The organism is Mycobacterium sp. 1245852.3, assembly GCF_001669335.1.
Taxonomy (GTDB): Bacteria; Actinomycetota; Actinomycetes; order Mycobacteriales; family Mycobacteriaceae; genus Mycobacterium; species Mycobacterium europaeum_A.
Map to the genome: position 1 here is coordinate 1 of NZ_LZLL01000371.1, position 25993 is coordinate 25993.

The window sequence follows — 25993 nt, forward strand, 5'->3', positions numbered from 1 at the left end:
TGTGCCCATTCCCATCTCGGCGATCAGGCGCAGCAGTTCGTTCGGGTAGCGCCGTACCGCATCGACGGTGGCGGTCAGGGATTGCCCGTAGAAGGCGGTCTGTTCGCCCAGCTTCCGCGTGGAATCCGCGAGGCGGGGGCCAAGATTGACGAACCACGAGGGCTCGCGCGCGGCGTCGGTCATTTGGCCGTCACCTTCACACCGAGCGCGGTGGTCAGGATGTTGATGAAGAACAAGGCCATGAACGAGAAGACCACGGTTTCGTTCACCGCGTTGCCGACGCCGGTCGGGCCACCGCCCACCGACAAGCCCTTGTAGCAGGCGATCAGGCCGGCGGACAGCCCGAACAGCGTCGCCTTGATCAGCGAGATCACCACCTGCGGCAGCCCGGTGACCAGGGTCATCCCCGCGACGAACGCGCCGGGCGTGACGTGCTGGACGAAGACCACGAAGATGTAGCTGCCGGTCAGCCCGGTGACCGCCACCACCGAGTACAGCAGAACCGCGACGAACGTCGCCGCGATGATGCGCGGAACCACCAGTGCCTGAATCGGATTGACGCCGATCACCTTCATCGCGTCGATCTCCTCGCGGATGGTGCGCGCGCCGAGATCCGCGCACATGGCCGTCGACCCGGCACCCGAGACGACCATCGCCGTGACGACCGGTCCCACCTGAGTCACCGACGCCAACCCGGCGCCGGCACCCGACAGATCGCCCGCGCCGATCTCGACCAACAGGATGTTGAGGACGAACACGATGAGCACCGTGTACGGGATCGACAACATAATCGTCGGAAAAATGGAAACGCGGGCGACAAACCAAATCTGCTCGAGCACTTCGCGCCACGCCCATGGGCCGCGCACCGCCGCCACCAATGCCTCGGCGCTGAGCAGAAAGAATTGGCCCAGCGCGGTCATGGGCCGCGCAAGGACCGCCGCGTTCACGCTGCTCGTCCAGCCCAACGGAGGTCTTTGACTCAACCCGACCCCCATTTTCGTAACAGCGTTTATACGTTGGTAATTCGCTGGCCCTAACGCAAACAGCACTGTTTACCTGCGCCGCGTCTGCTTGAGCGCACTAGATGAGGGAATGTACGGGCAAAACGATGCCCGACGTCAGGTTTGCAATCAACAAGAAGAAATATTGGGTGGCGCCGCCAGGCCTGCGCCGATGTTCTATCCGGCCGCTGGCCTGCGTGATTAGTCGGAACCGGCCCGACGCAGCGGCCCCCGCAGCAGCGGCCGGCAGACGGACCGAGTAGCGACCGGTGGCGCACGCAGACGAAGGGTCCGGCGCACGGGAAAACCGGGGTGGCAGGCCGAATCAGCTTGCAACGCAGCGCTTCTCAACGCAGCACGGCCTGCGCCGCGGGCGCGGCTTTCCGTCCGCTCCGAAACCAGATGAGCACCCACGGCCACCGTCCGTTCGGCTGTCGTCGCCGAAAGCCACAGTTCGGGCAAGACCGCTTCAACACAATGGTTTCCTTCAGCCTGACCCTAAGCGCGCTAGCCCGGATAAGTTTCTTGCGTTCTGGATACACTCTGCCGGTGACCAATAGCCCGTCGTCATATCTGGTGCTGGCGTCGCAGCGCAGCGGCAGCACGCTGCTGGTCGAGTCGCTGCGCGCCACCGGCGTCGCCGGCGAGCCGCAGGAGTTCTTCCAGTATCTGCCGTCCACCAGCCAGTCCCCGCAGCCCCGGGAATGGTTCGCCGGCGTGGAGGACGAGACGATCCTGAGCCTGCTCGACCCGCTGGACGTCGGGACGCCCGACCTGGCGCCGCCCGAGATCTGGCGGGCCTACATCCGCACGGTCGGGCGGACCCCGAACGGGGTGTGGGGCGGCAAGCTGATGTGGAACCAGACGCCACTGCTGCTCGACCGTGCGAAGAACCTGCCGGACCGCAGCGGGGACGGCTTGCTGGCGGCGATCACGGATGTGGTGGGCGAGCAGCCGCTGTTGATTCACGTCTACCGGCCCGATGTGATCTCCCAAGCGGTGTCGTTCTGGCGGGCGGTGCAGACCCGGGTCTGGCGCGGCCGGCCCGACCCGGTCCGGGATGCGCGCGCCACCTATCACGCCGGGGCCATCGCCCACGTCGTCACCATGCTGCGCGCGCAAGAAGAGGGTTGGCGGAACTGGTTCGCCGAAGAAAACATCGAACCCATGGACATCTCGTATCCGGTGTTGTGGCGCAACCTGACTCAGGTGGTGGGGTCCATCCTGGAGGCGTTGGGCTTGGATCCACAGCTGGCGCCCGAGCCGGTGCTGGAGCGTCAGGCCGACCAGCGCTCCGACGAGTGGGTGGACCGCTATCGGGCCGATGCCGAGAAGCACGGCCTGCCAACCTGATCGACCGGCCGAGCTAAATTCAGCCCGAGCCAATCACTTGGATGTAGCGTGCCCGGACGCCACCATTCCGTCAAACGGATGCGGCTGGGAGACGCCGCCATAAGCGCTTGAGGAGCGGTCATCGTGGGTGAAGGCGTGCCGACTAACGGAAAGGACCCCGACGCTCCGCAGCGGCCGGATTGGGCGGCCCGGCTCGGTTCGGTGTCGGTGGACTGGTGGGCGACCGCGGTGGCGGGCGTGATCGTCGCGTTGGCCGTGGCCAACGTGCTTCCGAGGATCCCCTGGTGACCGGCGTGAGCACCGTCCGCACGGCACCCGACGAAACGTCGGACGAGGTCACCTTCACCAGCACCCGTCCCCTGGACTATGTGCCGGGCATCCTGCTTCTGATCGGCGTCGGGGTGCTGGGCAAGTACGCCCAGATCTGGTGGAACGCACTGGCCAAGCACCAGCACTGGACCGTGCCCGACATCGAATATGTGTTGTGGGCGATCGTGATTGGGCTCTTGATCACCAATACCATCGGCCTGCACCCGATATTCCGCCCCGGCGTGCTGACCTACGAATTCTGGCTCAAGGCCGGGATCGTGGCGCTTGGTTCGCGATTCGTGCTGGGCGACATCGCCAAGCTCGGCGGGATCAGCCTGGTGCAGATCCTGGTGGACATGACCATCGCCGGAACCATCATCATCGTCGTGGCCCGCGCGTTCGGGTTGTCGGGCAAGCTCGGTTCGCTGTTGGCGATAGGCACGTCCATCTGCGGGGTGTCGGCCATCGTGGCGGCCAAGGGGGCGATCCGGGCCCGCAACTCCGATGTCAGCTACGCAATCGCGGCGATCCTGGCGCTGGGCGCGGTGTCGCTGTTCGTGTTGCCGCCGTTGGGGCACGCGATCGGTCTCACCGACCACGAATTCGGTTTGTGGGCCGGGCTTTCCGTGGACAACACCGCCGAAACCACCGCCACGGGATATCTGTACTCCGACCACGCCGGCAAGATCGCGGTGCTGGTGAAGTCGACCCGTAACGCGCTGATCGGCTTCGTCGTGCTGGGCTTCGCGCTGTTTTGGGCCGCGCGAGGGGAAGCCGACGAGATCGCCCGGGGCGCCAAGGCCAAGACCGCGTTCATCTGGAGCAAGTTCCCGAAGTTTGTGCTCGGCTTCCTGGTGGTCTCGGCGATCGCCACGGCGGGGTGGCTGACCAAGGGCCAGACCGCCAACCTCGCCAACGTGTCGAAATGGGCCTTCCTGCTGACCTTTGCCGGCGTGGGACTCAACACCGACATCCGTCAGATCGCGCGCACCGGGTGGCGGCCGTTGGTCGTCGCGGTCATCGGGCTGACCGTCGTCGCCACCGTCTCGCTCGGCATCGTGCTACTGACGTCGCGCGTATTCGGTTGGGGTGCGGGAACTTAACGGTTCAGCGCCTCAACCGCATCGCGCTACGCGCCCGGCTGGGCGGGCGCTCGAATCCCCACGCCCGGCCGGCCGGGCGTGGGGCAAGCCGGCCGCTCAGCCGACGTTGGTACCGCCCTCGGCGATCCGGCGCACCGCCTTGAGGAACACGTCGATCTCGTCGAAGGTGTTGTAGAACGCGAACGACGGACGGACCGTGGCCTCCAGACCCAGCCGCCGCAGGGCGGGCTGTGCGCAGTGATGGCCCGCGCGCACCGCGATGCCCTCGGCGTTGAGCGCCTTGCCCACCTCGAGCGGCTCGTGGCCGGCCAGCACGAAGGACAGCACGCTGGCCTTCTCCTGCGCGGTACCCACCAGGCGCACGCCCGGGATGTCGGCCAGCCGCGGCGTCGCGTACTCGAGCAAGGCGTGCTCGTAGGCGGCGATCCGCTCGACGCCCAACCGTTGCACATAGCGCAGCGCCTCGGTCAGCCCGACCGCGTCGGCGATGTTGCCGGTGCCGGCCTCGAACTTGGTCGGCGGTCCCTGGTACAGCGACCGGTCCAGCGTGACGTCGGCGATCATGTGACCGCCGCCCTGCCACGGCGGTGTCTCGGTCAGCGCCTCCTCGGTGCCGTAGAGCGCACCGATTCCGGTGGGGCCGTAGATCTTGTGTCCGGAGAACACGAAAAAGTCCGCACCGAGTTCGGCGACGTCGATCGGTATGTGCTGAATCGACTGAGCCCCATCGATCAGCACCCTGGCGCCGTAGCGGTGGCCGAGCTCGACGATCTTGTCCACCGGTACCACGGTGCCCAACGCGTTGGACACCTGGCTCGCGGCGACCAGCTTGGTCCGCGGACCCAGTAGCTCCTCGAACTCGCTCAGCAGCAGGTTGCCCGCATCGTCGATCGGGGCCACCTTCAGGATCGCGCCGGTTTTTTGCGAAATCAGCTGCCAGGGAACGATATTCGCGTGGTGCTCCAGGTGGGTGATGACGATCTCGTCACCGGGCTGCAGATGCTTGCCACCCCATGCGTGCGCCACCAGGTTGATCGCCTCGGTGGTACCGCGGACGAACACGATGTTCTCGGAGCTCGGCGCGCCGATGAAATCGGCTACCGTGTCGCGGGCCTCCTCGTAGGCGTCGGTGGCCCGGGCCGCCAATTCGTGCGCGGCGCGGTGAATATTCGAGTTCTCGTGGGCGTAGAAGTGCGACAACCGATCGATCACGACCTGCGGCTTCTGGGTGGTCGCCGCGTTGTCGAACCAGATGAGCGGCTTGCCGTTGACGATCTCCTTGAGGATCGGGAAGTCCGCCCGGACCGCGTTGACGTCGAATATCTCGTGCTCGTCCGAAAGCCGCGGCACGGGAGCGGCTTTGGTCAGGAAGTAGTAGTCCCCGTCGTCACCGGCCGGTGCGTTCGGTTCCGACGCGGGCGCGTCGGACCAGCCCAGGTCGGTGACGGCCGGCGCCTCGGGCAGCCACGACGGCGCCGAACCGCGCGAGCCGGCGGGCACGGTCGGTGTCGTTCCGGCCAACACACCGGGCACCGTGGGCACGATGCCGCCGGGCACCGCGAACGCACCCGGTTCACCGCCGAACCACGGGACGGCGGCCAGCGTCGTCGTGTCGGGCGCTCCCCCGCGCGGGGCCACCGGCGCCGTCTGCGGCGGGACGTCGGGTTCGGCCGACGTCGGCGCCGCTAGATAGATGTCGGAGAAATTCAGCTGCGGCACCGGCGACGGGTACACGTCGGCCGCCCCGGCGCCCGCCTGGCCGGCCGAGGTCGCCGCCGTGGCATCCGGGGCGCTGCCGCGCGGGGCCACCGGCACCGTCTGCGGCGGGGCTTCCGGCGCGCTGGAGGTTGGAGCCGGAACGTAGACGTCGTGCCCACCGACCAACGGGACCGGTCCGGGGTAGACGTCGGCCGTGCCGGCCGCCGCCTGCCCGGCCGACGTCGCCGCCGTCGCGTCCGGCACGTTGCCACGCGGCGCGACCGGGGCCGACTGCGGTGGACTGTCCAGGCCCGGCCGGATGCTGGCCGCATACAACTGGCTGGCCAGCGCGGCAAGCTCCGCAGCGCTGATAGGCAGGTCGCTTTCGGCGTCTACCGCTCGGTACTCACTTGTACTCATGGAACTGGTCCACGGCGACGTCGTCGAGCACGGCGAGTGCGTCGTCGGTCAAAACAGCCAGGGACGTGTACAGGGTGACCAGGTAAGTCGCGATCGCCGACTGGTTGATGCCGGTGAACCGCACCGACAAACCCGGCGCCTGCTCCCCGACCAGGCCGGGCTGGAACAGGCCGACCACGCCCTGCCGCTCCTCACCGGTGCGCACCAGGATGAACTTGGTCTTGCCGTCCTCCACCGGGACCTTGTCCGACGGAATCAGCGGAATGCCGCGCCAGGTGATGAACTGCGCACCGAACAGGCTGACCACTGGCGGCGGGACGCCCCGGTAGGTGGCTTCACGGCCGAATGCGGCGATACCCAGCGGATGGGTGAGGAAGAAGCTGGGCGTCTTCCACACCTTGGTGATCAGCGCGTCGAGGTCGTCGGGCGCGGGGGCACCGGCGAGCGTCTGGATGGTCTGCTCCGGCGTGGCCTGCGCGAGCAACCCGTACTCGGGGCTGTTGATCAGTTCGAACTCTTGACGTTCCTTGATCGTCTCGATCGTCAGCCGCAGCTGCTGAGCGATCTGGTCGTGCGGGCTCGAGTACAGGTCGGACACCCGGGTGTGAATGTCGACCAGCGTCGAGATGCTACGCAGCGTGTATTCGCGCGGGCTGGTCTCGTAGTCGACATAGGTCTCCGGCAGCGGTTCGTCGGTGCCGGCGCCCGCCTCGGCCTTGATCGCCACCTGCTCGGGGTTGACCACCCGGTTCACCCTGTAGATGCCGGCCTCCACCGGGACCCAGCCGAGCAGGTGCAGCAGCCAGCGCGGCGTGATGGTCGAAAGCTGGGGGACAGTCTTCGTCGCGTTGGCTAGTTGCCGGGCAGCGAGGTCGCCAAGTGTCTGAGACTCGTTTTGAGCCGACGTCATCGTGATCCTTTCATGCGTGAACTGCGGCCGGGATCGGGCGGATCTATCGTCCCCCAACAGAAGCGGGCCCGCGCGCCGAGCCTAGGCAAGTGCAGGGGCAGGCCAGAAGGTTTTGAGCCCGGCTGAGCGAAACGGGTCGAGAAGTGCCGATGCCCTATAGTGGGGATATGCAACACCCCGCACAGTCGTGCTTTGTCCCGTCGCGCTGCGTCGGCGTGGACTGTTGTTGCTGTTGTTGCTGTTGATTTCCTGAGCACTCTGACGCTGTAGAAATCCCCGCGCTAGCCCATTTCCGGGCGGTACCGCCGGGTCTGCCCGGTGGCGTGAAGGCGTGGGCCAACCAAAGCCTTTCAGGAAGACCAGCAACCAATGACCATATTGTCCGAGCCCAACCGTGCCCTGGCGCCGGTGGCGACCCGCCGGCGTTCGGTGGTCCGACCGGCCACCGCGCTCAACCGCATGACCCGCTATCGGGGTGGCACCTATTCCCACACCGTCGACCGGGTCGTGTTCACCGACGGCAGCTGGGCGCGCACCGACCTGATCAGGCTCAACCCGAACGTGCACGCCTACTCGCTGGATTTCACCGGCGTCGCGCCGCAGCACCCGTCGCGCTACCGCGTCGACACCTGGGCTGCCCTGCCCCATCTGCGCGCATCCAGCCACGAAGCCACGGTCGGCTGGATCCTGCGGAACTCCTTTCCGATGCGCTCCGTCGCCGAACTGAGCCGCCAGGTGCGTGACGCGGGTTATCCGCTCGGACCGGCCAACATCAACGAGCACGAGGCGATCGCCGCGACCCAGGCCTCGATCTGGTTTTTCACCAACGGCCTGGCGCTGGACACCCGCCCGCTCAACGTGCCCGTCGCCGTTCACCGCTCACCGGGGCCGGTGATCACCTTCGAATTCGCCGGCGCGCCTCAGCTCGGCGGCTACTCGGTGTGGGTCGCCTCCAACGGGCACCTCACGGTACGGCTGCAGAAATCGGCCAATGGCCTTGACTGGCAAGACGTTTCGGGATCCGAACTGGCCGTGCGCCCCGGCCGGGGCCGCCACCAGCGCACGTTGGGCGAGGGCAGCACACTGTCGTCGAGCAGCCATGGCCGCGGCGGGCGCGGGTACCGCTACTACCGGCTGGTCGCACACTCCGATGCCGATGTCCCCCGCATCGAGCACGTCAGCTTCCGGCTCACCGGTGCGCGCCACTATCGCAACGCCGACAAGGTCGTGCACCTGTACAACTACCTGCTCGCGCAGGCGCGAAAGTTCGCTCACCACGCCGACGAAGCCCTGCTGGTCGACCAGCACGCCGCCGCGGATTCGGGCCTCGTCGGGCCGTTCCAGGTGCGAATCCCGCTGATACTCAGCGCCACCGGCGGTCACGAGCTGGTGGACGCCGACGGCTTCGCATTCGGCGACACGATCCAGCCCGGCACGGATTTCTACATACGCCAGGCGCCGGGCACCTCGGGAATAACGCTCACCGCGAAAACGCTTGGCGATCTGCATGGACGCGTGCTCACCGGGGTGGCGCTGGACGAAGCGTCGCAACGCTTTACCCCTGTAGCGCTAGCCATCCCCACCGAGATGAACATAGAGTTCGATATTAGCTGGCAGGCGGATGAGGCCTGGTCCTACGTCGTTGGAGACAAAAGATAGATGAGCATCGCGGAGAACGTCACGGAATTGATCGGTAACACCCCGCTGGTCCGGCTGAACCGGGTCACCGAGGGTGCGGTCGCCGACGTCGTCGCCAAGCTGGAATTCTTCAACCCGGGAAACAGTGTCAAGGACCGCATCGGGGTCGCGATGATCGACGCGGCCGAGCAGGCGGGCCTGATCAAACCGGACACCATCATTCTCGAGCCCACGAGCGGCAACACCGGCATCGCCCTGGCGCTGGTGGCCGCGGCCCGCGGCTACCGTTGCGTGCTGACCATGCCGGAGACCATGAGCGTCGAGCGGCGAATGTTGTTGCGCGCCTTGGGAGCCGAGATCGTGTTGACCCCTGGATCCGAGGGCATGCCGGGCGCCATCGCCAAGGCCGAGGAGCTTGCCAAAAGCGACCAACGCTATTTCGTGCCACAGCAGTTCGAGAACAAGGCCAACCCCGCGATCCACCGCAAGACCACCGCGGAAGAGGTGTGGCGCGACACTGACGGCAAGGTCGACATCTTCGTCGCCGGGGTGGGCACCGGCGGCACCATCACCGGTGTGGCCCAGGTGATCAAGGAGCGCAAGCCCTCGGCGCAGTTCATCGCCGTCGAACCGGCCGCGTCGCCGGTGCTGTCCGGCGGACAGAAAGGGCCGCACCCGATCCAGGGCCTGGGCGCCGGGTTCGTCCCGCCCGTGCTCGCGCTGGATCTGGTCGACGAGGTCATCGCGGTCGGCAACGAGGAATCCATCACCCTGGCCCGGCGGCTGGCCGCCGAGGAGGGCCTGTTGGTGGGCATCTCCTCGGGGGCGGCGGTGGTAGCCGCCCTGCAGGTGGCCCGCCGGCCCGAGAACGCCGGGAAGCTCGTCGTCGTGGTGCTGCCCGACTTCGGCGAGCGGTACCTGAGCACGCCGCTGTTCTCCGACCTGGCCGATTAGTCATGCTCGAAGCCATCCGTCGTGACATCCGAGCGGCCAGGGAACGCGATCCGGCCGTCCCGACCACGCTGCAGGTGATCTTCGCCTACCCGGGCGTGCACGCCATCTGGGGTCACCGCGTCAGCCATTGGCTGTGGAACCGCGGCGCAAAGGTGGCCGCGCGGACGTTCGGCGAGATCACCCGCATCCTCACCGGCGTCGAGATCCACCCCGGCGCGGTGCTCGGCCCCGGTCTCTTCATCGACCACGCCACCGGGGTGGTGATCGGCGAGACGGCCGAGGTGGGCGAGGACGTGACCATCTATCACGGAGTCACCCTCGGTGGCAGCGGCAGGGACACCGGCAAACGTCATCCCACCATCGGTGATCGGGTCACCATCGGCGCCGGGGCGAAGGTCCTGGGCGCCATCAAGATCGGCGACGACAGCCGTATCGGCGCCAACGCCGTGGTGGTCAAAGAGGTTCCGTCCAGCTCAGTGGTCGTCGGCGTGCCCGGACAGGTCATCAGCCGCAGCCGTCCCGGCAGCCCGGACGACTCGATGATGCCCGACCTCGTCGGAGTCAGCCTGCAGTCGCTGCTGACCCGGGTGACCAAACTCGAAGCCCGCGCGGACGGCGCCCAGAGCAATCACGTCATCCGGCCGCCCGAAGCCGGCGTGTGGCACGGCGAGGACTTCTCCATCTGAAAGACGGTGGCGTTCAGAGCAAGACGCCGTGATCGCCCGTATTCGCCACGCTGCACCGAACCCGCATCGCCGCGTTCCGCCGGGCTGAACTCGGCGAAGTATTACTCAGCCTGAACTTAACCCGGTTTTGGAATGCAGCGCCGTCGGCAGCGTTGCACAGTGGGTTATGACCATGCTGCGCGACGCCGAACCGACGGGGATCACCGGGGACCGACCATGACCGAGCTGCATCTGGCTGTGGGACTGGACGGCTACGGCTGGCACCCCCACGCGTGGCGATACGCGTTCGCGCACAACGCGACCGGTGGCGGGCAACTGAGCGGCCGCTATTGGGCAGCGCTGGCGGGCACCGCCGAGCGCGGACTGCTGGATTTCCTGACCATCGACGACAGCCTGGACGCGCAACCCGGCCGCAGCGCCGACATCTCGCCGCGGCGCCTGGCGGGACGCGCGGATGCCACGCTGGTCGCCGCCCGCATCGCCCCGGCCACCCGACACATCGGCCTGATTCCGGTGGCGACCGTTACCCATACCGAACCGTTCCACGTCTCGAAAGCCATTGCGACGCTTGACCATATCTCCCACGGCCGGGCGGGATTGCAGGTGCGGGTGAGCCCGACGGCGCACGAGGCCGCCCTGTTCGGCCGGCGGGCCGCGCCCGACGGCGACGACCTGTTCGACGAGGCCGCCGACGCGGTGGAGGTGGTGCGCCGGCTCTGGGACAGCTGGGAGGACGACGCGGTCATCCGCGATGTGGCGACCGGCCGCTACATCGACCGCGACAAACTGCACTACATCGACTTCGTCGGCGAGCGCTTCTCGGTCAAAGGGCCCTCGATCACCCCGCGCCCGCCTCAGGGCCAGCCGGTGGTGGCCGCACTTGCCCACGCACCGCGGGTCTACGAATTCGCCGCCGCCAGCGCCGACCTGGTCTTCATCACCCCGCACGACGAGGGCTCGCTGCGGGCCATCCTGGCCGATGTGGGCCACGCGCAGCGGGCCGCCGGCCGGGAGCTCAAAGTCTATGCGGACCTGGTGGTGTCGCTGGTCGACGATCCACTGGCGCCCGCAGCGGCCATCTCGTCCGATGCACTCGTATTCGTGGGCAGCACAACTGATTTGGCGGATCTCCTGCTCGCCTGGCAGGACGCCGGTGTCGATGGGGTGCGGCTGCGGCCCGCGGTCAACGCCCTCGACCTGCCCGCCATAGTCGACGACCTGGTGCCGCGCCTGCAGCGCGCCGGCCGGTTTCGCACCGGCTACCGCGACGGCGAGACACTGCGCGACCGCCTCGGGTTGGCGGCCGCACCGAATCGCTACGCGACGGCGCCGTCATGAGCATCACTCCCCTGTCGATCCTCGACCTCGCGCCCATCAGCGCCGGCAGCGACGCCGCGACGGCACTGCGCAACACCATCGATCTGGCCCAGCACGCCGAGCGCTGGGGCTACCGGCGCTACTGGCTGGCCGAGCACCACTTCGTCGCGGTCGCCAGCTCCTCGCCGGTGACGCTGATCGGCCAGATCGCCGCGGCCACCGAGCGAATCCACGTCGGGTCGGCCGCCGTGCAGATCGGCCACACGACGGCGCTCGCCGTGGTGGAAAGCTTCGGCATCCTCGACGCGCTCTACCCCGGCCGCATCGACATGGGGCTGGGCCGGTCCGGGCAGCGGCGCAAGGAGGCCGCCGCGGCGCCGCCCCCGGTCCACTCCGAGCGTGCGCCCACGCCGTGGCGTGAGGTCGACGGGCTGGTCATCCCCGCACCCTTCGACCAGACACCGCTGATGAAAAGCGAGCGGATCCGGGCGCAGGCCTCCGCGCTGGCGCAACCGTGCGCACAACCCCCCGACTTCGCCGACCAACTGGCCGACATCGAAGCGCTGCTGGCGGGCACCTACAGCGTCGATGGCCATGACCTACATGCCGTTCCCGGCGAGCGCGGTCAGCTGACGCCGTGGATCTTCGGCAGCACCAAGGGGCAAAGCGCCGAGGTCGCCGGCGCCCGTGGGCTTCCGTTCGTCGCGAGTTACCACATCACCCCCGGCACGGCGCTCGATGCAATCACCGCCTACCGCAACGCCTTCCGCCCGTCCGCGCGGCTATCGGAGCCCTACGTGGTGGTGTCGGCCGACGTCGTGGTCGCCGAGGACAGCGCCACCGCGCGCCACCTCGCGTCCGGTTACGGCCGGTGGGTGTATTCCATCCGCAGCGGCCACGGAGCCATCCCCTACCCCGACCCCGATTTCTGCGAGCCCTTGACCGAGGAGCAGCAGGCGCTGGTGGCCGACCGCACCGCAACACAATTCGTCGGCAACCCCGACGAGGTCGCCGACCGGCTCGAGCTGCTGGGCCGGGTCACCGGCGCCGACGAACTGGTGATCACCTCCGTGACCCACCGCCACGTCGACCGGCTGCGCTCGCATGAACTGATCGCCAAACGATGGGGACTGACCGGATGAGCGTTCGAGAAGCAGGCCACCGCAAGCAGATTCATCTGGGCGCCCACTTCCCCGGGGTGAACAACACCACGGTGTGGTCGGATCCGAGCGCGGGCAGCCAGATCGCGTTCGAATCGTTTGTGCACCTTGCCGAGACCGCCGAGCGGGGGCTGTTCGACTTCTTCTTTCTCGCCGAAGGCCTGCGGCTGCGTGAGCATCGCGGCAAGATCCACGACCTCGACGTGGTCGGACGGCCCGACACCTTCACCGTGCTGGCCGCGCTCGCCGCGGTCACCGACAGGCTCGGCCTGGCCGGCACCATCAACACCACGTTCAACGAACCCTACGAAGTGGCAAGGCAATTCGCGACGCTGGACCACCTGTCCGGCGGGCGGTCAGCCTGGAACATGGTCACCTCCTCCGACGCGTTCACCGGGGAGAACTTCCGCCGCGGCGGGTTCCTGGCCCACGCCGACCGCTACCACCGGGCCGAGGAATTCATCACCGTCGCGAGGCGGTTCTGGGACAGCTGGGCGCCCGATGCCGTCGTCGCCGACGTCGGCGCCGGGATCTATGCCGATCCGGCGCGCATCGGCGTCGTCGAGCACCACGGTCCGCAATTCGACGTCCGCGGCGTGGCCTCCCTGCCGGCCGGGCCGCAGGGCCACCCGGTGCTGCTGCAGGCCGGTGACTCCGACGACGGCCGTGACTTCGGCGCCAGGCACGCCGATGCCCTGTTCACGCTGCACGGGTCGCTCGAGGCGGGTCAGCGCTACTACAGCGACGTGAAGAGCCGCGCCGCGGCCCATGGGCGCGACCCAGACCAGCTCAAGGTCCTGCCCGGCGCGACGTTCGCACTGGGAGACACCCCCGAAGAGGCGCAGGACAACGCCCGCCACATCCGCGAGCAGCAGGTCAGCGGCCCGACCGCGATCGCATTCCTCGAACAGGTGTGGGGCGTGGACCTGTCGGCCTACGACCCCGACGGGCCCCTGCCCGACGTCGATCCCGTCGAGAACCCGAACATCACCCGCGGGCGGGTCCGGCACGGCGACCCCAAGACGGTCGCCCAGACCTGGCGCGCCCGGGCGGAAGCCGAGAACCTGTCGATCCGCGAGCTGATCATCGAGGTGACCAGCCGCCAGCAATTCGTCGGAACGCCGGCGCAGGTCGCCGCCGAGATCGATTGCTACGTGCAGTCCGATGCCTGCGACGGCTTCATCCTGGTGCCGCACCTGACGCCGCACGGCCTCGACGAATTCGTCGCCAAGGTGGTGCCGCTGCTGCAGGAGCGCGGTAGCTTCCGCACCGAATACCGCGGCCACACCCTGCGCGACCACCTGGGCTTGTCACCCACGCCGGGGCGGGCCGGGCAGCCGACGGGCGCCGAGCGCCTCGAAAGTCGGCGCGCCACAGGCTAATCCGTGACTATGACGGGTTCCGATCCGGGCAGGCGATGGCCGGGTCATCGGGGTGCGCGCTCAGCCGCGTGACCTCATCGGTGCGCCAGACGCGCAGCGGCATCGAGGCGAGCACTCCTAATAGTCTGGGGTCACAGTAGATTCACGATTCGCGGCGTACCACCCGGGGTGGCGCGTCGATCGCCGCATTCGCCGACAAACCGCGCAAGGAGACCTCCGTTGACCGCAGATCACGCCCGTCAGAAAGTCGCGATCATCACCGGCGCCTCCCAGGGCATGGGTGCCGCCCTGGTTGACGCCTACCGCGAACTCGGCTTCGCGGTGGTGGCCAATTCGCGATCGATCGCCGCCAGCGATGCCGCCGAGGTGGCGGCCGTCGCCGGTGACGTCGCCGATCCCGCGACCGCCGACCGCATCGTCGCGACAGCGCTGGACCGGTTCGGCCGGGTGGACACGCTGATCAACAACGCGGGCGTGTTCGTGCCTAAGCCGTTCACCGAGTACACGCCGGCCGACTACGAGTTGGTGACGGGGGTGAACCTGACCGGCTTTTTCCACATCACCCAGCGCGTCATCGCCCAGCTGCTGAGGCAAGGCGGGGGCGGCCACGTGGTCAACATGACCACCTCCCTGCTCGAGCAGGCCAACTCCGGGGTGCCGGCGGGATTGACCGCGCTCACCAAGGGTGGCCTGGCGGCGGTGACCAAATCGCTGGCCATCGAATACGCCCGCAACGGGATCCGCGTCAACGCCATCTCCCCCGGCAACATCGCCACGCCGATGCACGCCGACGACGACACGACCGCGCTGGCCGCCATGCATCCGCTGGGCCGGATGGGCACCATCGCCGACATCATCGAGGGGATTCGCTACCTAGAGGGCGCGTCGTTCGTGACCGGCGAGACGCTACACATCGACGGCGGCCAGAGCGCCGGCCACTGAGACGTTCAGAGAAGTGCTCCCCCGCCTGGACTCGAACCAGGAACCCTTCGGTTAACAGCCGAATGCTCTGCCAATTGAGCTACAGGGGACTAACCCGATCGCGGGACGAACTCTAGCGTACTGGCACGACCGCACCCAACTAGCGTGGACCACCCTCGGGCCGCCCATAGACGGGGATCGACCGCGCGGGCGCCCCGGCCGGTGAGGCAGGATGGAGCCATCGATAGTCGGGAGGAAAGTTTTGATCCGGTATGTCGTGGTGCTTGGGCTGGGTTACGTGCTGGGTTCGAAGGCCGGGCGTCGCCGATACGAGCAGCTCGTCGGCACCTATCGCGCGCTGACCAGCAGCCCCGTGGCCAAGTCGATGATCGAGGGGGGGCGGCGCAAGATCGCGAATCGGATCTCACCCGATGCCGGTTTTGTCACCCTGACCGAGATCGACGACCAAACGGCCATCATGGAACGCGACGCCGAGGGCTCGTCCGACGACGTGCTGACGCCGTCTAATCGTCGCCGCTAGCCTGCTCCAGCAGGCTGCGCCGGTAGGACTCCATCGCCACCAGGTCCCCGAACAGGGCGTGGTACTCGTCGCCCTGCTCAATCGGTGACATCCGCTGCAGCTTCGACTTCACCTCGGCGATCTGCCGGCCCATCCACACCTCTTGCAGCCGGGCCAGCACGCCGCCGATGTAGCGCGGCAGCTTCTCCTCGTCGACCGCGATGGCCTCCACCCCCAACTCGCTGGCCAGGCCGGCGGTCAGCGGCGACGACGCCTGCTCACGCACCGCCTCGATCCATTGCGCGCCGGTGATCCCGCTCGAGGTGCCCCCCGCCGTCTCGATGGCCGCGCGGATGGCCGCGTATCCGGGATGGGTGAAGCTCTCGACCGTCAGCGTGTCGAACACCGGCCCGGCGAACGCCGGATATTGCAGGGCCGCCTTGAGCGCCTCACGCTGCGGCCACAGGGTGGGGTCTCGGGGGTCCGGACGGCTGGCGGCCGGCTGGGCCGCGGCGGGCGGCTGCGCCGCGCGGCGGGGCGCCTTGGGTCCGGAGCCACCGCGGGCCGCGGTGTTGGACGTCTTGGCCTGGCTGCGCACCCGGTCGATGACCTGCGCGACGTCGTCCCAGCCGACCCATCCGGCGAGCTGGCGGGCGTACTCGTCGCGCAGCGTGGGGTCCTTGATCTGGCTCACCATCGGCACGCAGCGGCGCAGTGCGGCGACCCGGCCCTCGGCGCTGTCCAGGTCCATCTCGGCGAGCGCCGAACGGACCGCGAACTCGAAGAGCGGGGTCCGCCGGGCCACCAGATCGCGCAGCGCGCCGTCACCGGACTTCAGCCGCAGATCGCAGGGATCCATGCCGTCGGGCGCGACGGCCACGAACGACTGGCCCGCCAGGTTCTGTTCGCCGCCGAAGGCCTTGAGCGCGGCGGCCCGCCCGGCCGCGTCGCCGTCGAACACGTAGATCAGTTCGCCGCGAAAGAAACTGTCGTCCATCATCAACCGGCGCAGCATCGACAGATGCTCGTCGCCGAACGCGGTGCCGCACGAGGCCACCGCGGTGGTGACGCCGGCCAAATGCATCGCCATCACGTCGGTATAGCCCTCGACGACGACGGCCTGGTGCCCCTTGGCGATGTCGCGTTTGGCCAAGTCGATGCCGAACATCACGTTCGACTTCTTGTACAGCAGCGTCTCGGGCGTGTTGATGTACTTGGCTTCCATCGGATCGTCGTCGAACAGCCGCCGGGCGCCGAAGCCGATCACCTCGCCGGCCGAACTGCGGATGGGCCACAGCAACCGGCGATGGAAGCGGTCCATCGGTCCGCGACGCCCCTGCCGTGACAGGCCGGCCGCCTCCAGCTCCTTGAACTCAAATCCCTTGCGTATCAAGTGCTTTGTCAGCGAGTCCCAGCCCGAGGGTGCGAAGCCGCAACCGAAGTGATGGGCCGCGTCGGCGTCGAAGTTCCGCTCGGTCAGATACTGCCGGGCCGGTGCGGCCTCGGCGGATTCCAGCGCCGCCGCATAGAACTCCGCCGCCGCCGCGTTGGCCGCGACGAGCCGGCTGCGACTGCCGCGGTCGCGCTGCACGCTGGTCGCCGGGCCCGAGTAATTGATGGTGTGACCGATCCGGTCGGCGAGCAGTTCGACGGCCTCGACGAAGCTGACGTGTTCGATCTTCTGGATGAACGCGTACACGTCGCCGCCCTCACCACAGCCGAAGCAGTGAAAGTGGCCGTGGTTGGGGCGGACGTGAAACGACGGCGACTTCTCGTCGTGGAACGGACACAGGCCCTTGAGCGAATCGGCGCCGGCGCGGCGCAACTGGACGTAGTCGCCGATGACCTCGTCGATGCGCACCCGCTCGCGGATGGCGGCGATGTCGCGATCGGGAATCCGGCCCCGACCCCGGGCACGGCCGTCGCCCTCCGCGCGTGAACCTGCCGGGCTTGACATCGGCTCAGTCTAAGTCGCGACGGCGCACGCTAGCCGGTACCGATGACGCCGCACGCGACCCGATCCATTGCGTTCTCGGTGTCCTGGGCGCCGTGCAGCATCAGCGCGGTCTTGTTGCCCGCCAGCAGGTCGTCCCGGTTGAACGAATCGGTGGTGGTGACCAGGTACGCCGAGCCGTCCTGCCGGACCTCGAGGGACGCCAAGTCGCCACTTTCGGGCTTGCCGGTGTGTCCGGGGGCCTGGTAGTGACCGCCGGCGGACAGGAAGTTGCCGGGCGCACCGCCGGTGGGCGCCACCGAGTTCGGCTCGCACTTGCCGATCTCGTGCACATGCAGGCCGTGGATGCCGGGCGTGAGGATGCCAGGCGCCTCCGTTTTCACCGTCACGGTCACGTAGCCGCCGGTGAAGTCGAAGGTCGCGGTGGCCGCCGAACGGCCATCGGGCGTCTTCAGTTCCGCGCGCAGCGAGCCCGCGGCGGGCGCCGGGGTCGACGTCGACTCCCCGGACGACGGAGCGGCACTCTTCACCGGTGGTGTGGTGCCCGGCTGGGTGCTCGCATGCTGCGGTGAACTGCAGGCAGTCATGGCGACGACGGGGAGCCCCATCAACAAGGAGGCCACAAAGGGCGAGCCGCTGAATTTCTTCATGTCGGGCAGCCTAACTCGCGGCGGCCGCGCCGATTCCCAGACCGGACGACTTCCTGCCGACCGGCGACTACGGACCGGCCTGGCGGGTATCGATCCGTTCGAGCCGACCCTCGGTATAAGAGGCGATCTGGTCGACGATGACGCGCCACCGCGCGCCGTCGTCGGCCGCGGTGTTGAAGGCCGCAGCAAAGAACGGGTCCAGCGTGCGGGGCGCTCCCGCATACAGCCAGTGCGCCACCCGATGGATGCGTTCACGCTGCCCGGCTTGTGTTTCCTGATGACGCGGATCGGACATGATGAACTGCAGCGCCAGGATTTTCAGCAGGGCCACCTCGGCGCGCACCAGGTCGGGAACCTGCAACTGGGCCCGGTAGCGCACCAGCGGGCCGGGACCGGCCGCCGCGCGAGTGGTGGCGATGGCGGCCGAGGCGAACCGGCCGACCAGTTCACTGGTCAACCGCTTGAGCGCCACCGAAGCCGCGAGCGTGGCGTCGTACTTTCCGACGGCGGCGACCACCGGCAGGGCGGAGAGCCGTCGCGCCGCCGCCATGAAGTCGTCGGCGCGCACCCGGGAAAATTCGGTCTCGCCCAGTTTGGCCAGTGCGGCGGCCTCGTCTTCGTCGGCGAGCACCCGCAGGTCGATGCGCTGGGACACCACACCGTCCTCGACGTCGTGCACCGAATAGGCCACATCGTCGGCCCAGTCCATGACCTGCGCTTCCAGGCACATCCGCCCCTCCGGTGCGCCCGCCCGAACCCAGGCGGCCGGCTCGCGGTCGTCGTCGTAAAACCCGAACTTGCGTTGCGCTTCGCCGCGGGGCCACGGGTACTTGGTCACCGCGTCCAGCGACGCCCTGGTCAGGTTCAACCCCGCGCTATTGCCTTGCTCGTCAAGGACTTTGGGCTCCAGACTGGTCAAGATCCGGAAGTTCTGGGCGTTGCCCTCGAAACCGCCGTAGTCCGTCGCGACCTCGTCGAGCGCGCGTTCGCCGTTGTGTCCGTAGGGCGGGTGGCCGATGTCGTGGGCCAGTCCCGCCAGCTCGACGAGGTCGGGGTCGCAGCCCAGCCCGATCGCCATCCCCCGCCCGATCTGGGCGACCTCGAGCGAATGGGTCAGCCGGGTGCGCGGTGTGTCCCCTTCTCGGGGCCCGACCACCTGGGTCTTGTCGGCCAATCGACGCAGCGCGGCGCTGTGCAGGACCCGCGCCCGATCCCGGGCGAAGTCGGTGCGGTGTTGACCCTCGGCGCCCGGCAGGCCCGCAGTCTTGGGCGCTTCGGCCACCCGTCGCTGACGGTCGAAGTCGTCGTAGGGGTCGTGCTGATTCCCGGTCACCGACGCACAGTCTGCCAGGGAACGCCTGCCGGAGTATGGCTCGACTCGGGCCTACTGGCGGGTGTCGTCGCGGGGCTAGATTGGCCCTATGCGTTGCACCGCTCGCCTGATCGCCGTGATCGCGACGATCCTCACGGTCGGCTTCGGCGGCGGCCTGCTGCTGGCGCCGGCCGCCGGCGCGCAACCCCCATTCCGGTTGGCCGACTACATCACCGACAACGCGGGTGCCCTGTCGGATTCCGGGCGCGCGGCGGTCGCCTCTGCTCTCGGCAAGCTGTACACCGACCGCCACATCCGGCTGTGGGTGGTCTACGTCGACAACTTCTCCGGGCAGAGCGCGGCCGGGTGGGCACAGCGCACCGTGACCAACAGCGATCTGGGCGCCTACGACGCGCTGCTGGCCGTCGGCACCCACAGCCGTGAATACGCCTTCCTGGTGCCCTCCACGGTCAAGAGCGTCACCGCAAATCAGGTCGACAAGTTGCGGCGCAACAAGATCGAGCCCGCGCTGCACGGCGGCGATTGGAGCGGCGCCGCCGTCGCGGCGGCCAACGGACTCGACACCTCGCCCGATTCGTCGGGCCGGGTGGCGCTGCTGGCCGTGCTGGCGGGCATCCTGGTCGCGCTGGCAGTCCTGTTGCTGGTCATGCGTTATCGCGGTCGGCGCCGCCGCGCCGCGGCGTTGGCGGCGGCGCGTCGGGTCGACCCCACCGACGCCGATGCGCTGGCCGCGGTGCCCCCGCAGGCACTCGACGACCTGTCCCGCGAACTGGTGGTGGACGTCGACAACGCGTTACGCACCAGCGCCAACGAATTGGACCTGGCGGTCACGGAGTTCGGCGCCGACCGGACCCAGCCGTTCACCCAGGCCGTGACCAACGCCAAAGCCGCACTGTCCCAAGCCTTTACGATCCGCCAACAACTCGACGACGACACGCCAGAGACGCCGGCGCAGCGCCGGGAACTGCTCACCCAGGTGATCGTGGCGGCGGCGCGCGCCGACCGGGAACTGGAGTCACAGACCGAGGCGTTCGAGAAGCTGCGGGATCTGGTGATCAACGCCCCCTCCCGGCTGGACGCACTGACACAGCAATACGTGGAACTCACCACCCGCATCGCGCCGGCCGAACAACGACTTGCCGCGCTGCACAACGACTTCAGCGCGGCCGCACTGACTTCGGTGTCGGGCAACGTGACCGCGGCCAAGGAGCGGCTGGCGTTCGCCGACCGCAACATCACCAGCGCCCGTGAGCTTGCCGCCCATGCCGTCAGCGGGCGGCAAGCCGGTCTGGTCGACGCCGTCCGCGCCGCCGAGTCGGCGCTGGGCCAGGCGCGCGCGTTGCTCGACGCGGTGGACAACGCGGCCGGCGACATTCAGCACGCCATCGACGGGCTGCCGTCGGCCCTGACCGACATCCAGCACGACATCGAGCGCGCGGACGAACTGCTGCGCCTGACAGCGAAGGTCAAGACCGCGCACACCGGTGATCTGGTTGCGGCGCGCGATGCCGCCCTCCGGGCCGTCGACAGCGCACGGGCCGGCGCTGCCGACGATCCGCTGGGCGCATTCGCTCAGGTGACCAAAGCCGACGCCGGCCTCAACGGGCTACTGGCCACCCTGGCCCAGGAGCAGGCCGCGGCCGAGCGGCTGAACCGGTCGTTGGAGCAGGCGCTGTTCACCGCGCAGTCGCGGGTGCGTGCGGTGTCGGACTACGTCGACACCCGTCGGGGCAGCATCGGCCCCGAGGCGCGCACCCGGCTCGCCGAGGCCAGACGGCATCTGCAGGCCGCGCAGGACAAACGATCGACGCTGCCGACCGAGGCGATCGCGCACGCCAACGCGGCGTCGACGCTGGCCGCCACCGCGCAGTCGCTGGCCAACGACGACGTGCAACTGGCGCAGCGGGCCTACGTCGGCCGCGGCGGCAGTGACATGGGTGCGATGCTCGGCGGGATCATCATCGGCAACGTGCTCAGCGGCGGCATGCGGGGCGGATTCGGCGGCTGGAGCCCGACCTCGTTCGGCGGCAGCCCCGGTGCGTCCGGCGGCGGTTTCATGGGTGGCGGCGGCCGATTCTGAGCAGCGCCTGGCGCCGCTACCGCAGCGGTTTGGGTTTCGCCGGGCTCAGCCGGCTGCTGGGGAATGCGGGATCACACCCGATCCCCGCGACACGGTGTCGCCTTCCCACCCGCTCCACACGCCATCCGCAACGGCGGTCGGGCGGGGAACGTCGGCCGGCTGTTCAAGGGTTTCGGCGTCCGGCTTCGGTGCCCAATGGTCATAGTCATCCGGCGGGACGACCACGCCCCACTTGAGCGGAACCGACAGCCCACCGAGCATGCCGGACTCTCCTCGAACTGCCGACACCGTGTCATCCGGCAACGGCGAACCGAGAGGCAAAAGCACCCCTGCCCCCTTCCACAGCCGATAGAGCGTTCGGGCGCTGTGGCGAACCTATTTACACCAACCGGTTCACATCGTAAGACAAAGTGAAGAAAATATGCGGGAATTGCCAATATTCTTCTGTCGAGCACATGCGAACCGACGGCGACCCGACACCGGATCCGCGCTTACGCCCGCCGGATGTCGCCGCCCGCCTGCACAACAAAGAAATCCCGCGCGGGTCGGCTCGGCGGCTTCATCCCGCGAATCGACGCTCGCACATGCGTTGCCCCGCAACGGTTTAGCGCTACCAATAGGACGTGCGTTCGAGGGCCGACGAGTTTTCGAGCGGACCGCCGCCTGCGGATTTTCGCCCGGTTCCTGCGACGAGCCGCGCAGCTGTTGCGGGTTTCACCAGACCAATCAGACGAATTCGGCGTTGCGCATACAACGTTCCGTCGGGGCGAATGCCGGCGTATCGAAAAGTATCGAATTCCGGCCGCTTTGCACACTATTCACGTCTGCAACAGCAGCACCGCTGCACTATCCCGGGCGATTGCGCGGCACCACCTTGGGACGAGACCTGACCACCTGCGCCCTGGTCCCGCGGTCCTCGCCCTCGGGGGTCTTGTCACCGACCGGCATCGCCGTCATCGGCACACCACTGCCCGATCCGCCGGCCGCCGCGGCCGGCGCCCCGGAGCCCGCCCCGGACATCGCCGGGGTGGCGATGTAAGCCGGCATCGATCCCTGCCACGCCGCGGGCACCGTCAGCGACCCGACGAACCGCGCGCCGCCCAGGCCCGCCGTCGCAACGCCCAACGCGCCCAGCCCTGAACCGGCCAACGGCGGCAAGTCCGACAGGACGCTGCCCGCGCTGCGCGGCGCGGCGAGGGGCGCGCTGGCCGCACCCACCAACGCCGGCGCGCGAGAGAGCGGCGACGCGGGCGCCGCCGGTGCCGGGGCGGCACTTTGGGCAAGCGTCACCATGGGCGTCATCAACGCGGTCGCCGGGTACATTCCGGCCTGCGCCACCGACGTCAACGTCGCCACCGGCGTCGACGACAGCAACGAGACCGCCGGCGAGAGCGCCCCGAACACCGACTGCAGTTGGGAGACGAACGCGGTTCCCAGCGAGGACAGGCCCTGGAAGAACTGTGACGCGAGAGTCAGGGGTGCCGTCACCAATCCGGCCAGGCCCGACAGGTCCGCGGCGGGCGCGCCGCCGCCGAGGGCCGCCGGCGGCACGCTGAATTCCGGCAGCGCCTGCGCCATCGATTGGGCCCCGGCGTGATAGCCCAACATCGCCGCCACATCCTGCGCCCACATCTCGACGTATTCGAGCTCTGTCTGTGCGATGGCCGCGGTATTGATGCCAAAGAAGTTCGTGGCAATCAGGACGAGCAACCGGGCCCGATTGGCCAGCACCTCCGGCAGCGGAACCGTCGCCACCAGTGCGCCCTCGAAAGCCAGTGCGGCGATCCGGGCCTGCAAGGCCGCCACCTCCGCCTGCGCCGCCGCGATGATCAGCCATTGCACGTAGGGCGCCGCGGCGCCGGTCATCGCCATCGACGACGGCCCCATCCAGGCGCTACCGGCCAGATCGGAAACCGTGGTGTGAAACGACGATGCCGAGGATGACAGCTCGGCGGCCAGCCCGTCCCACGCCGCGGCCGCCTCGAACAGAGGGCCGGCCCCGGGGCCGCCGAATATCAAGGCCGAGTTGATCTCAGGAGGGAAGAACACAAACGCGGGAATCATGTGCAACCCCAACCGACCGAGTCAACGGCTCCTGCCCCGGACGGAGCGACATCCACCCGCGGCCATTAGCTATCTACTTATGCCCCAGTGGCGATCCTAAGGCACCAGCACCGCGAAAAGCCGGACTTTTAAGCAAACCTTATTCCGCGGAATTCGGTGTGGGTGCGGATGCATCACCGGCGGCACGGCGGCCGGACCCGCGCCGATGCAACGGGACAAGCAATCTACAAGACGGCCCGCGAGTGGTCGATTAACAACCCTTGAGGCGCGCCGCCAGATAATCCGACACGGCATTCATCGGCACCCGCTCCTGGGACATGTCGTCGCGGCGGCGCACCGTCACGGCGTTGTCCTCGAGTGAGTCGAAATCCACGGTCACGCAGAAGGGCGTGCCGATCTCGTCCTGGCGTCGGTAGCGTCGCCCGATGGCACCGGCGTCGTCGAAATCGATATTCCAAAACTTCCGCAACTCGGCGGCCAGGTCTCGGGCCTTGGGACTCAAGTCGGCGTGCCGGGACAGCGGCAGCACCGCCGCCTTGACCGGTGACAGGCGCGGATCCAGCCGCAGCACCGTGCGTTTTTCCATCTTGCCCTTGGCGTTCGGGGCTTCGTCCTCGGTGTAGGCGTCGATCAAGAACGCCATGAACGACCGCGTCAGACCGGCGGCGGGCTCGATGACATACGGGGTGTACCGGGTGTCGGTCACCTGGTCGTAGAACGACAGGTCGACGCCGGAATGCTTTGCATGCGTCGACAAGTCGAAATCGGTGCGGTTGGCGACACCTTCCAACTCGCCCCACGGATTACCGGCGAAGCCGAACTTGTACTCGATGTCGACGGTGCGATCGGAGTAGTGCGACAGCTTGTCGGCCGGATGTTCAAATAGCCGCAAGTTCTCCGGATCGATACCCAGTTCGACATACCAGTGCAGGCGGGTGTCGATCCAGTACTGATGCCATTCCTTGGCGGTCGAGGGCTCGACGAAGAACTCCATTTCCATTTGTTCGAACTCGCGGGTCCGGAAAATGAAGTTGCCCGGGGTGATCTCGTTGCGAAAACTCTTGCCGATCTGACCGATTCCAAAAGGCGGCTTCTTGCGGGCGGTGGTCACCACGTTGGCGAAGTTGACGAAGATGCCCTGCGCGGTCTCCGGACGCAGATAGTGCAGGCCCTCCTCGGTTTCGATCGGACCGAGGTAGGTCTTGAGCATCATGTTGAATTCGCGCGGCTCGGTCCACCGGCCGGGTTCGCCGGTCTCCGGGTCGCGGATGTCGGCCAGCCCGTTGGGCGGCGGGTGTCCGTGTTTGGCTTCGTAGGCTTCAATGAGATGGTCGGCGCGATAACGCTTGTGGGTGATCAGTGACTCGACCAGCGGGTCGTGGAAGACCTCGACATGGCCGGAGGCCACCCAGACTTGCCGCGGCAAGATGATCGCCGAATCCAGGCCCACGACGTCGTCGCGACCGGTGACCACCGAGCGCCACCACTGGCGTTTGATGTTCTCCTTGAACTCCACACCCAGCGGGCCGTAATCCCACGCCGACCGGGTGCCGCCGTAGATCTCCCCCGAGGGAAAGACGAAGCCGCGCCGTTTGGCCAGGTTCACTACGGTGTCGATGACGGACGCCACGGGGTGGTGCACTCCCTTTCCGGGTTTGAGCGGGCACGCGCGGCGCTCGACCGCGGTGCGCAGAGCATCAGTCATGGTAGCGATCGGCACCGCGGTCTTTGACATGCGTCATCATGCATGTGACAGTGGATGGCAGCCGACAACGACTTTCACCGGCGACTACTTTCCCACTACCTGGCACTTCTCGAGGTGATGCCGCCCCCATGATGACGTCCCCGTCACCTTCTGCCTCGATGCCGGCCGCCGCGGATGGCGACTCGGACCCGGGCGTCCTCGCCCACGACCACGACGCGCTGGGCGCCGCCGGGCACTCCGGAGGGGCCGCCTATCCCGTGCCGCCGCCGCGGGACATCCTCGATGCCGCCGGTGAGTTGTTGCGCGCGCTGGCCGCGCCCGTGCGCATCGCCATCGTGCTGCAGCTGCGCGAGTCGCACCGCTGCGTGCACGAGCTGGTGGACGCGCTCGGCGTGCCCCAGCCGCTGGTCAGTCAGCATCTCAAGATCCTCAAGGCGGCCGGCGTGGTCACCGGGGAGCGATCCGGGCGCGAAGTGCTTTACCGGCTCGCGGATCATCACCTCGCGCACATCGTGGTGGATGCCGTCGCGCACGCCAGTGAGGAGCCGCGCCCATGACCAGGGTCAGCGACGATGCAGCGGGGGCACCCCCAGCCGTGAAGCGGCGAGGGGGACGAAGCGATGAAGAGGAGCCGCGCCAATGACCAGGGTCAGCGTCCGCTCCACCCGGCAGCGGGCGGCGATCTCCACGCTGCTGGAGACGCTCGACGAGTTCCGCTCGGCCCAAGAGCTGCACGACGAGCTGCGCCGGCGGGGCGAGAACATCGGCGGTAGACCGATTCGCCGGTGTCGGTGCGCAGCGTGTCGATCATCCCGGCCGCGGCCATCGACTGCAG

22 protein-coding genes, 1 tRNA gene and 2 pseudogenes are annotated in these 25993 nt (G+C 68.1%); 14 read left to right on the forward strand and 11 right to left on the reverse strand.

Translation table 11 applies throughout. The annotated features are described in order from the left end of the window. A pseudogene (locus tag A9W96_RS16375) lies at positions 1-183 on the reverse strand (ABC transporter permease); the annotation flags it as partial. Next, positions 180-947, reverse strand: coding sequence for an ABC transporter permease (locus A9W96_RS16380; protein WP_066869640.1), 768 nt, complete (start codon positions 945-947; stop codon positions 180-182). The pseudogene A9W96_RS16375 and the gene A9W96_RS16380, both read right to left, overlap by 4 nt. Positions 948-1550: 603 nt before the next feature. Between A9W96_RS16380 and A9W96_RS16385 the strand changes: the two genes are divergently transcribed. From A9W96_RS16385 to A9W96_RS16390, 3 genes are all read left to right on the forward strand, one after another. Continuing rightward, positions 1551-2354 (forward strand): Stf0 sulfotransferase family protein, encoded by an 804-nt coding sequence (locus A9W96_RS16385; protein ID WP_067141260.1) that lies wholly within the window; start codon positions 1551-1553, stop codon positions 2352-2354. Positions 2355-2477: 123 nt separating this feature from the next. Further along, a complete protein-coding gene (locus A9W96_RS32225; protein ID WP_197499541.1) occupies positions 2478-2642 on the forward strand; it encodes a hypothetical protein in 165 nt (54 codons plus the stop codon). Further along, positions 2636-3766, forward strand: coding sequence for a YeiH family protein (locus A9W96_RS16390; RefSeq protein WP_066880016.1), 1131 nt, complete (start codon positions 2636-2638; stop codon positions 3764-3766). Before A9W96_RS32225 ends, A9W96_RS16390 begins: the two co-directional genes overlap by 7 nt. Before the next feature lie 96 nt (positions 3767-3862). On the opposite strand, the gene A9W96_RS16395 is transcribed toward A9W96_RS16390, so the two are convergent. Both A9W96_RS16395 and A9W96_RS16400 read right to left on the reverse strand, forming a co-directional pair. Beyond that, positions 3863-5884, reverse strand: a complete 2022-nt coding sequence (locus A9W96_RS16395; RefSeq protein ID WP_067141262.1) for a family 2A encapsulin nanocompartment cargo protein cysteine desulfurase — start codon at positions 5882-5884, stop codon at positions 3863-3865. Further along, positions 5871-6794, reverse strand: a complete 924-nt coding sequence (locus A9W96_RS16400; protein ID WP_065026699.1) for a family 2A encapsulin nanocompartment shell protein — start codon at positions 6792-6794, stop codon at positions 5871-5873. The genes A9W96_RS16395 and A9W96_RS16400 overlap by 14 nt, the downstream gene beginning before the upstream one ends. 369 nt (positions 6795-7163) lie before the next feature. Here A9W96_RS16400 and A9W96_RS16405 point away from each other — a divergent pair, with 369 nt between their 5' ends. From A9W96_RS16405 to A9W96_RS16435, 7 genes are all read left to right on the forward strand, one after another. Then, on the forward strand, positions 7164-8453 hold the full coding sequence (locus A9W96_RS16405) for a TQXA domain-containing protein (protein WP_067141266.1): 1290 nt from the start codon (positions 7164-7166) through the stop codon (positions 8451-8453). Further along, the gene (gene cysK, locus A9W96_RS16410; protein ID WP_066869628.1) at positions 8454-9386 is read left to right on the forward strand and encodes a cysteine synthase A; all 933 of its coding nucleotides are present in this window, start codon (positions 8454-8456) and stop codon (positions 9384-9386) included. Between the two features lie 2 nt (positions 9387-9388). After that, positions 9389-10072, forward strand: coding sequence for a serine O-acetyltransferase (cysE, locus tag A9W96_RS16415; RefSeq protein ID WP_066869625.1), 684 nt, complete (start codon positions 9389-9391; stop codon positions 10070-10072). A gap of 216 nt (positions 10073-10288) precedes the next feature. Beyond that, complete coding sequence (locus tag A9W96_RS16420) at positions 10289-11410, forward strand: LLM class flavin-dependent oxidoreductase (protein WP_067141269.1); 1122 nt, start codon at positions 10289-10291, stop codon at positions 11408-11410. Continuing rightward, a complete protein-coding gene (locus A9W96_RS16425; RefSeq protein WP_067141271.1) occupies positions 11407-12531 on the forward strand; it encodes an LLM class flavin-dependent oxidoreductase in 1125 nt (374 codons plus the stop codon). The genes A9W96_RS16420 and A9W96_RS16425 overlap by 4 nt, the downstream gene beginning before the upstream one ends. Further along, positions 12528-13931 (forward strand): NtaA/DmoA family FMN-dependent monooxygenase, encoded by a 1404-nt coding sequence (locus A9W96_RS16430; RefSeq protein ID WP_067141274.1) that lies wholly within the window; start codon positions 12528-12530, stop codon positions 13929-13931. Before A9W96_RS16425 ends, A9W96_RS16430 begins: the two co-directional genes overlap by 4 nt. Positions 13932-14150: 219 nt before the next feature. Then, a complete protein-coding gene (locus A9W96_RS16435) occupies positions 14151-14873 on the forward strand; it encodes an SDR family NAD(P)-dependent oxidoreductase (RefSeq protein ID WP_255362971.1) in 723 nt (240 codons plus the stop codon). A 16-nt stretch (positions 14874-14889) separates the two neighbouring features. Here A9W96_RS16435 and A9W96_RS16440 read toward each other — a convergent pair. Continuing rightward, positions 14890-14962, reverse strand: a tRNA-Asn gene (locus A9W96_RS16440). Between the two features lie 152 nt (positions 14963-15114). Here A9W96_RS16440 and A9W96_RS16445 point away from each other — a divergent pair. Further along, positions 15115-15393: a hypothetical protein gene (locus tag A9W96_RS16445; RefSeq protein WP_067141277.1), complete on the forward strand. Its 279-nt coding sequence runs from the start codon at positions 15115-15117 to the stop codon at positions 15391-15393. Here A9W96_RS16445 and dnaG read toward each other — a convergent pair. The 3 genes from dnaG to A9W96_RS16460 all read right to left on the reverse strand — a co-directional run bounded on the left by dnaG (position 15377) and on the right by A9W96_RS16460 (position 19309). Further along, positions 15377-17329 carry a DNA primase gene (gene dnaG / locus A9W96_RS16450; protein WP_067141280.1) on the reverse strand — a complete coding sequence of 651 codons (1953 nt, stop codon included), beginning with the start codon at positions 17327-17329 and terminating at the stop codon, positions 15377-15379. The genes A9W96_RS16445 and dnaG overlap by 17 nt on opposite strands. Before the next feature lie 29 nt (positions 17330-17358). Continuing rightward, complete coding sequence (locus tag A9W96_RS16455; protein WP_066880377.1) at positions 17359-17976, reverse strand: superoxide dismutase family protein; 618 nt, start codon at positions 17974-17976, stop codon at positions 17359-17361. A 67-nt stretch (positions 17977-18043) separates the two neighbouring features. Beyond that, positions 18044-19309: a deoxyguanosinetriphosphate triphosphohydrolase gene (locus A9W96_RS16460; protein ID WP_067022727.1), complete on the reverse strand. Its 1266-nt coding sequence runs from the start codon at positions 19307-19309 to the stop codon at positions 18044-18046. An 88-nt stretch (positions 19310-19397) separates the two neighbouring features. On the opposite strand from A9W96_RS16460, the gene A9W96_RS16465 reads away from it, so the two are divergent. Beyond that, positions 19398-21389, forward strand: coding sequence for a TPM domain-containing protein (locus A9W96_RS16465; protein WP_067141283.1), 1992 nt, complete (start codon positions 19398-19400; stop codon positions 21387-21389). A 173-nt stretch (positions 21390-21562) separates the two neighbouring features. On the opposite strand, the pseudogene A9W96_RS32680 reads toward A9W96_RS16465, so the two are convergent. The 3 genes and pseudogenes from A9W96_RS32680 to A9W96_RS16480 all read right to left on the reverse strand — a co-directional run. Beyond that, positions 21563-21716: pseudogene (locus A9W96_RS32680) on the reverse strand (hypothetical protein); the annotation flags it as partial. Between the two features lie 519 nt (positions 21717-22235). Continuing rightward, positions 22236-23453, reverse strand: coding sequence for a PPE family protein (locus tag A9W96_RS16475; protein ID WP_067141285.1), 1218 nt, complete (start codon positions 23451-23453; stop codon positions 22236-22238). A gap of 250 nt (positions 23454-23703) precedes the next feature. Continuing rightward, positions 23704-25095: a glycine--tRNA ligase gene (locus tag A9W96_RS16480; protein ID WP_066869656.1), complete on the reverse strand. Its 1392-nt coding sequence runs from the start codon at positions 25093-25095 to the stop codon at positions 23704-23706. A 191-nt stretch (positions 25096-25286) separates the two neighbouring features. On the opposite strand from A9W96_RS16480, the gene A9W96_RS16485 reads away from it, so the two are divergent. Together A9W96_RS16485 and A9W96_RS30495 are read left to right on the forward strand one after the other, a co-directional pair. After that, positions 25287-25715 carry a helix-turn-helix transcriptional regulator gene (locus A9W96_RS16485; protein ID WP_197499542.1) on the forward strand — a complete coding sequence of 143 codons (429 nt, stop codon included), beginning with the start codon at positions 25287-25289 and terminating at the stop codon, positions 25713-25715. An 82-nt stretch (positions 25716-25797) separates the two neighbouring features. Next, positions 25798-25993, forward strand: a 196-nt coding sequence (locus tag A9W96_RS30495) for a transcriptional repressor (RefSeq protein WP_231999709.1), incomplete at its 3' end; no start/stop codon positions are given.

What these genes read in the sequence shown, in the direction of transcription:
- A9W96_RS16420 (WP_067141269.1), top strand. Translation starts at nt 10,289, where the DNA reads ATGACCGAGCTGCATCTGGCTGTGGGACTGGACGGCTACGGCTGGCAC.
- A9W96_RS16455 (WP_066880377.1), bottom strand. Translation starts at nt 17,976, where the DNA reads ATGAAGAAATTCAGCGGCTCGCCCTTTGTGGCCTCCTTGTTGATGGGG.
- cysK (WP_066869628.1), top strand. Translation starts at nt 8,454, where the DNA reads ATGAGCATCGCGGAGAACGTCACGGAATTGATCGGTAACACCCCGCTG.
- A9W96_RS16475 (WP_067141285.1), bottom strand. Translation starts at nt 23,453, where the DNA reads ATGATTCCCGCGTTTGTGTTCTTCCCTCCTGAGATCAACTCGGCCTTG.
- A9W96_RS16425 (WP_067141271.1), top strand. Translation starts at nt 11,407, where the DNA reads ATGAGCATCACTCCCCTGTCGATCCTCGACCTCGCGCCCATCAGCGCC.
- A9W96_RS16430 (WP_067141274.1), top strand. Translation starts at nt 12,528, where the DNA reads ATGAGCGTTCGAGAAGCAGGCCACCGCAAGCAGATTCATCTGGGCGCC.
- A9W96_RS16485 (WP_197499542.1), top strand. Translation starts at nt 25,287, where the DNA reads ATGATGACGTCCCCGTCACCTTCTGCCTCGATGCCGGCCGCCGCGGAT.
- A9W96_RS16405 (WP_067141266.1), top strand. Translation starts at nt 7,164, where the DNA reads ATGACCATATTGTCCGAGCCCAACCGTGCCCTGGCGCCGGTGGCGACC.
- A9W96_RS16395 (WP_067141262.1), bottom strand. Translation starts at nt 5,884, where the DNA reads ATGAGTACAAGTGAGTACCGAGCGGTAGACGCCGAAAGCGACCTGCCT.
- A9W96_RS16400 (WP_065026699.1), bottom strand. Translation starts at nt 6,794, where the DNA reads ATGACGTCGGCTCAAAACGAGTCTCAGACACTTGGCGACCTCGCTGCC.
- dnaG (WP_067141280.1), bottom strand. Translation starts at nt 17,329, where the DNA reads ATGTCAAGCCCGGCAGGTTCACGCGCGGAGGGCGACGGCCGTGCCCGG.
- A9W96_RS16465 (WP_067141283.1), top strand. Translation starts at nt 19,398, where the DNA reads ATGCGTTGCACCGCTCGCCTGATCGCCGTGATCGCGACGATCCTCACG.
- cysE (WP_066869625.1), top strand. Translation starts at nt 9,389, where the DNA reads ATGCTCGAAGCCATCCGTCGTGACATCCGAGCGGCCAGGGAACGCGAT.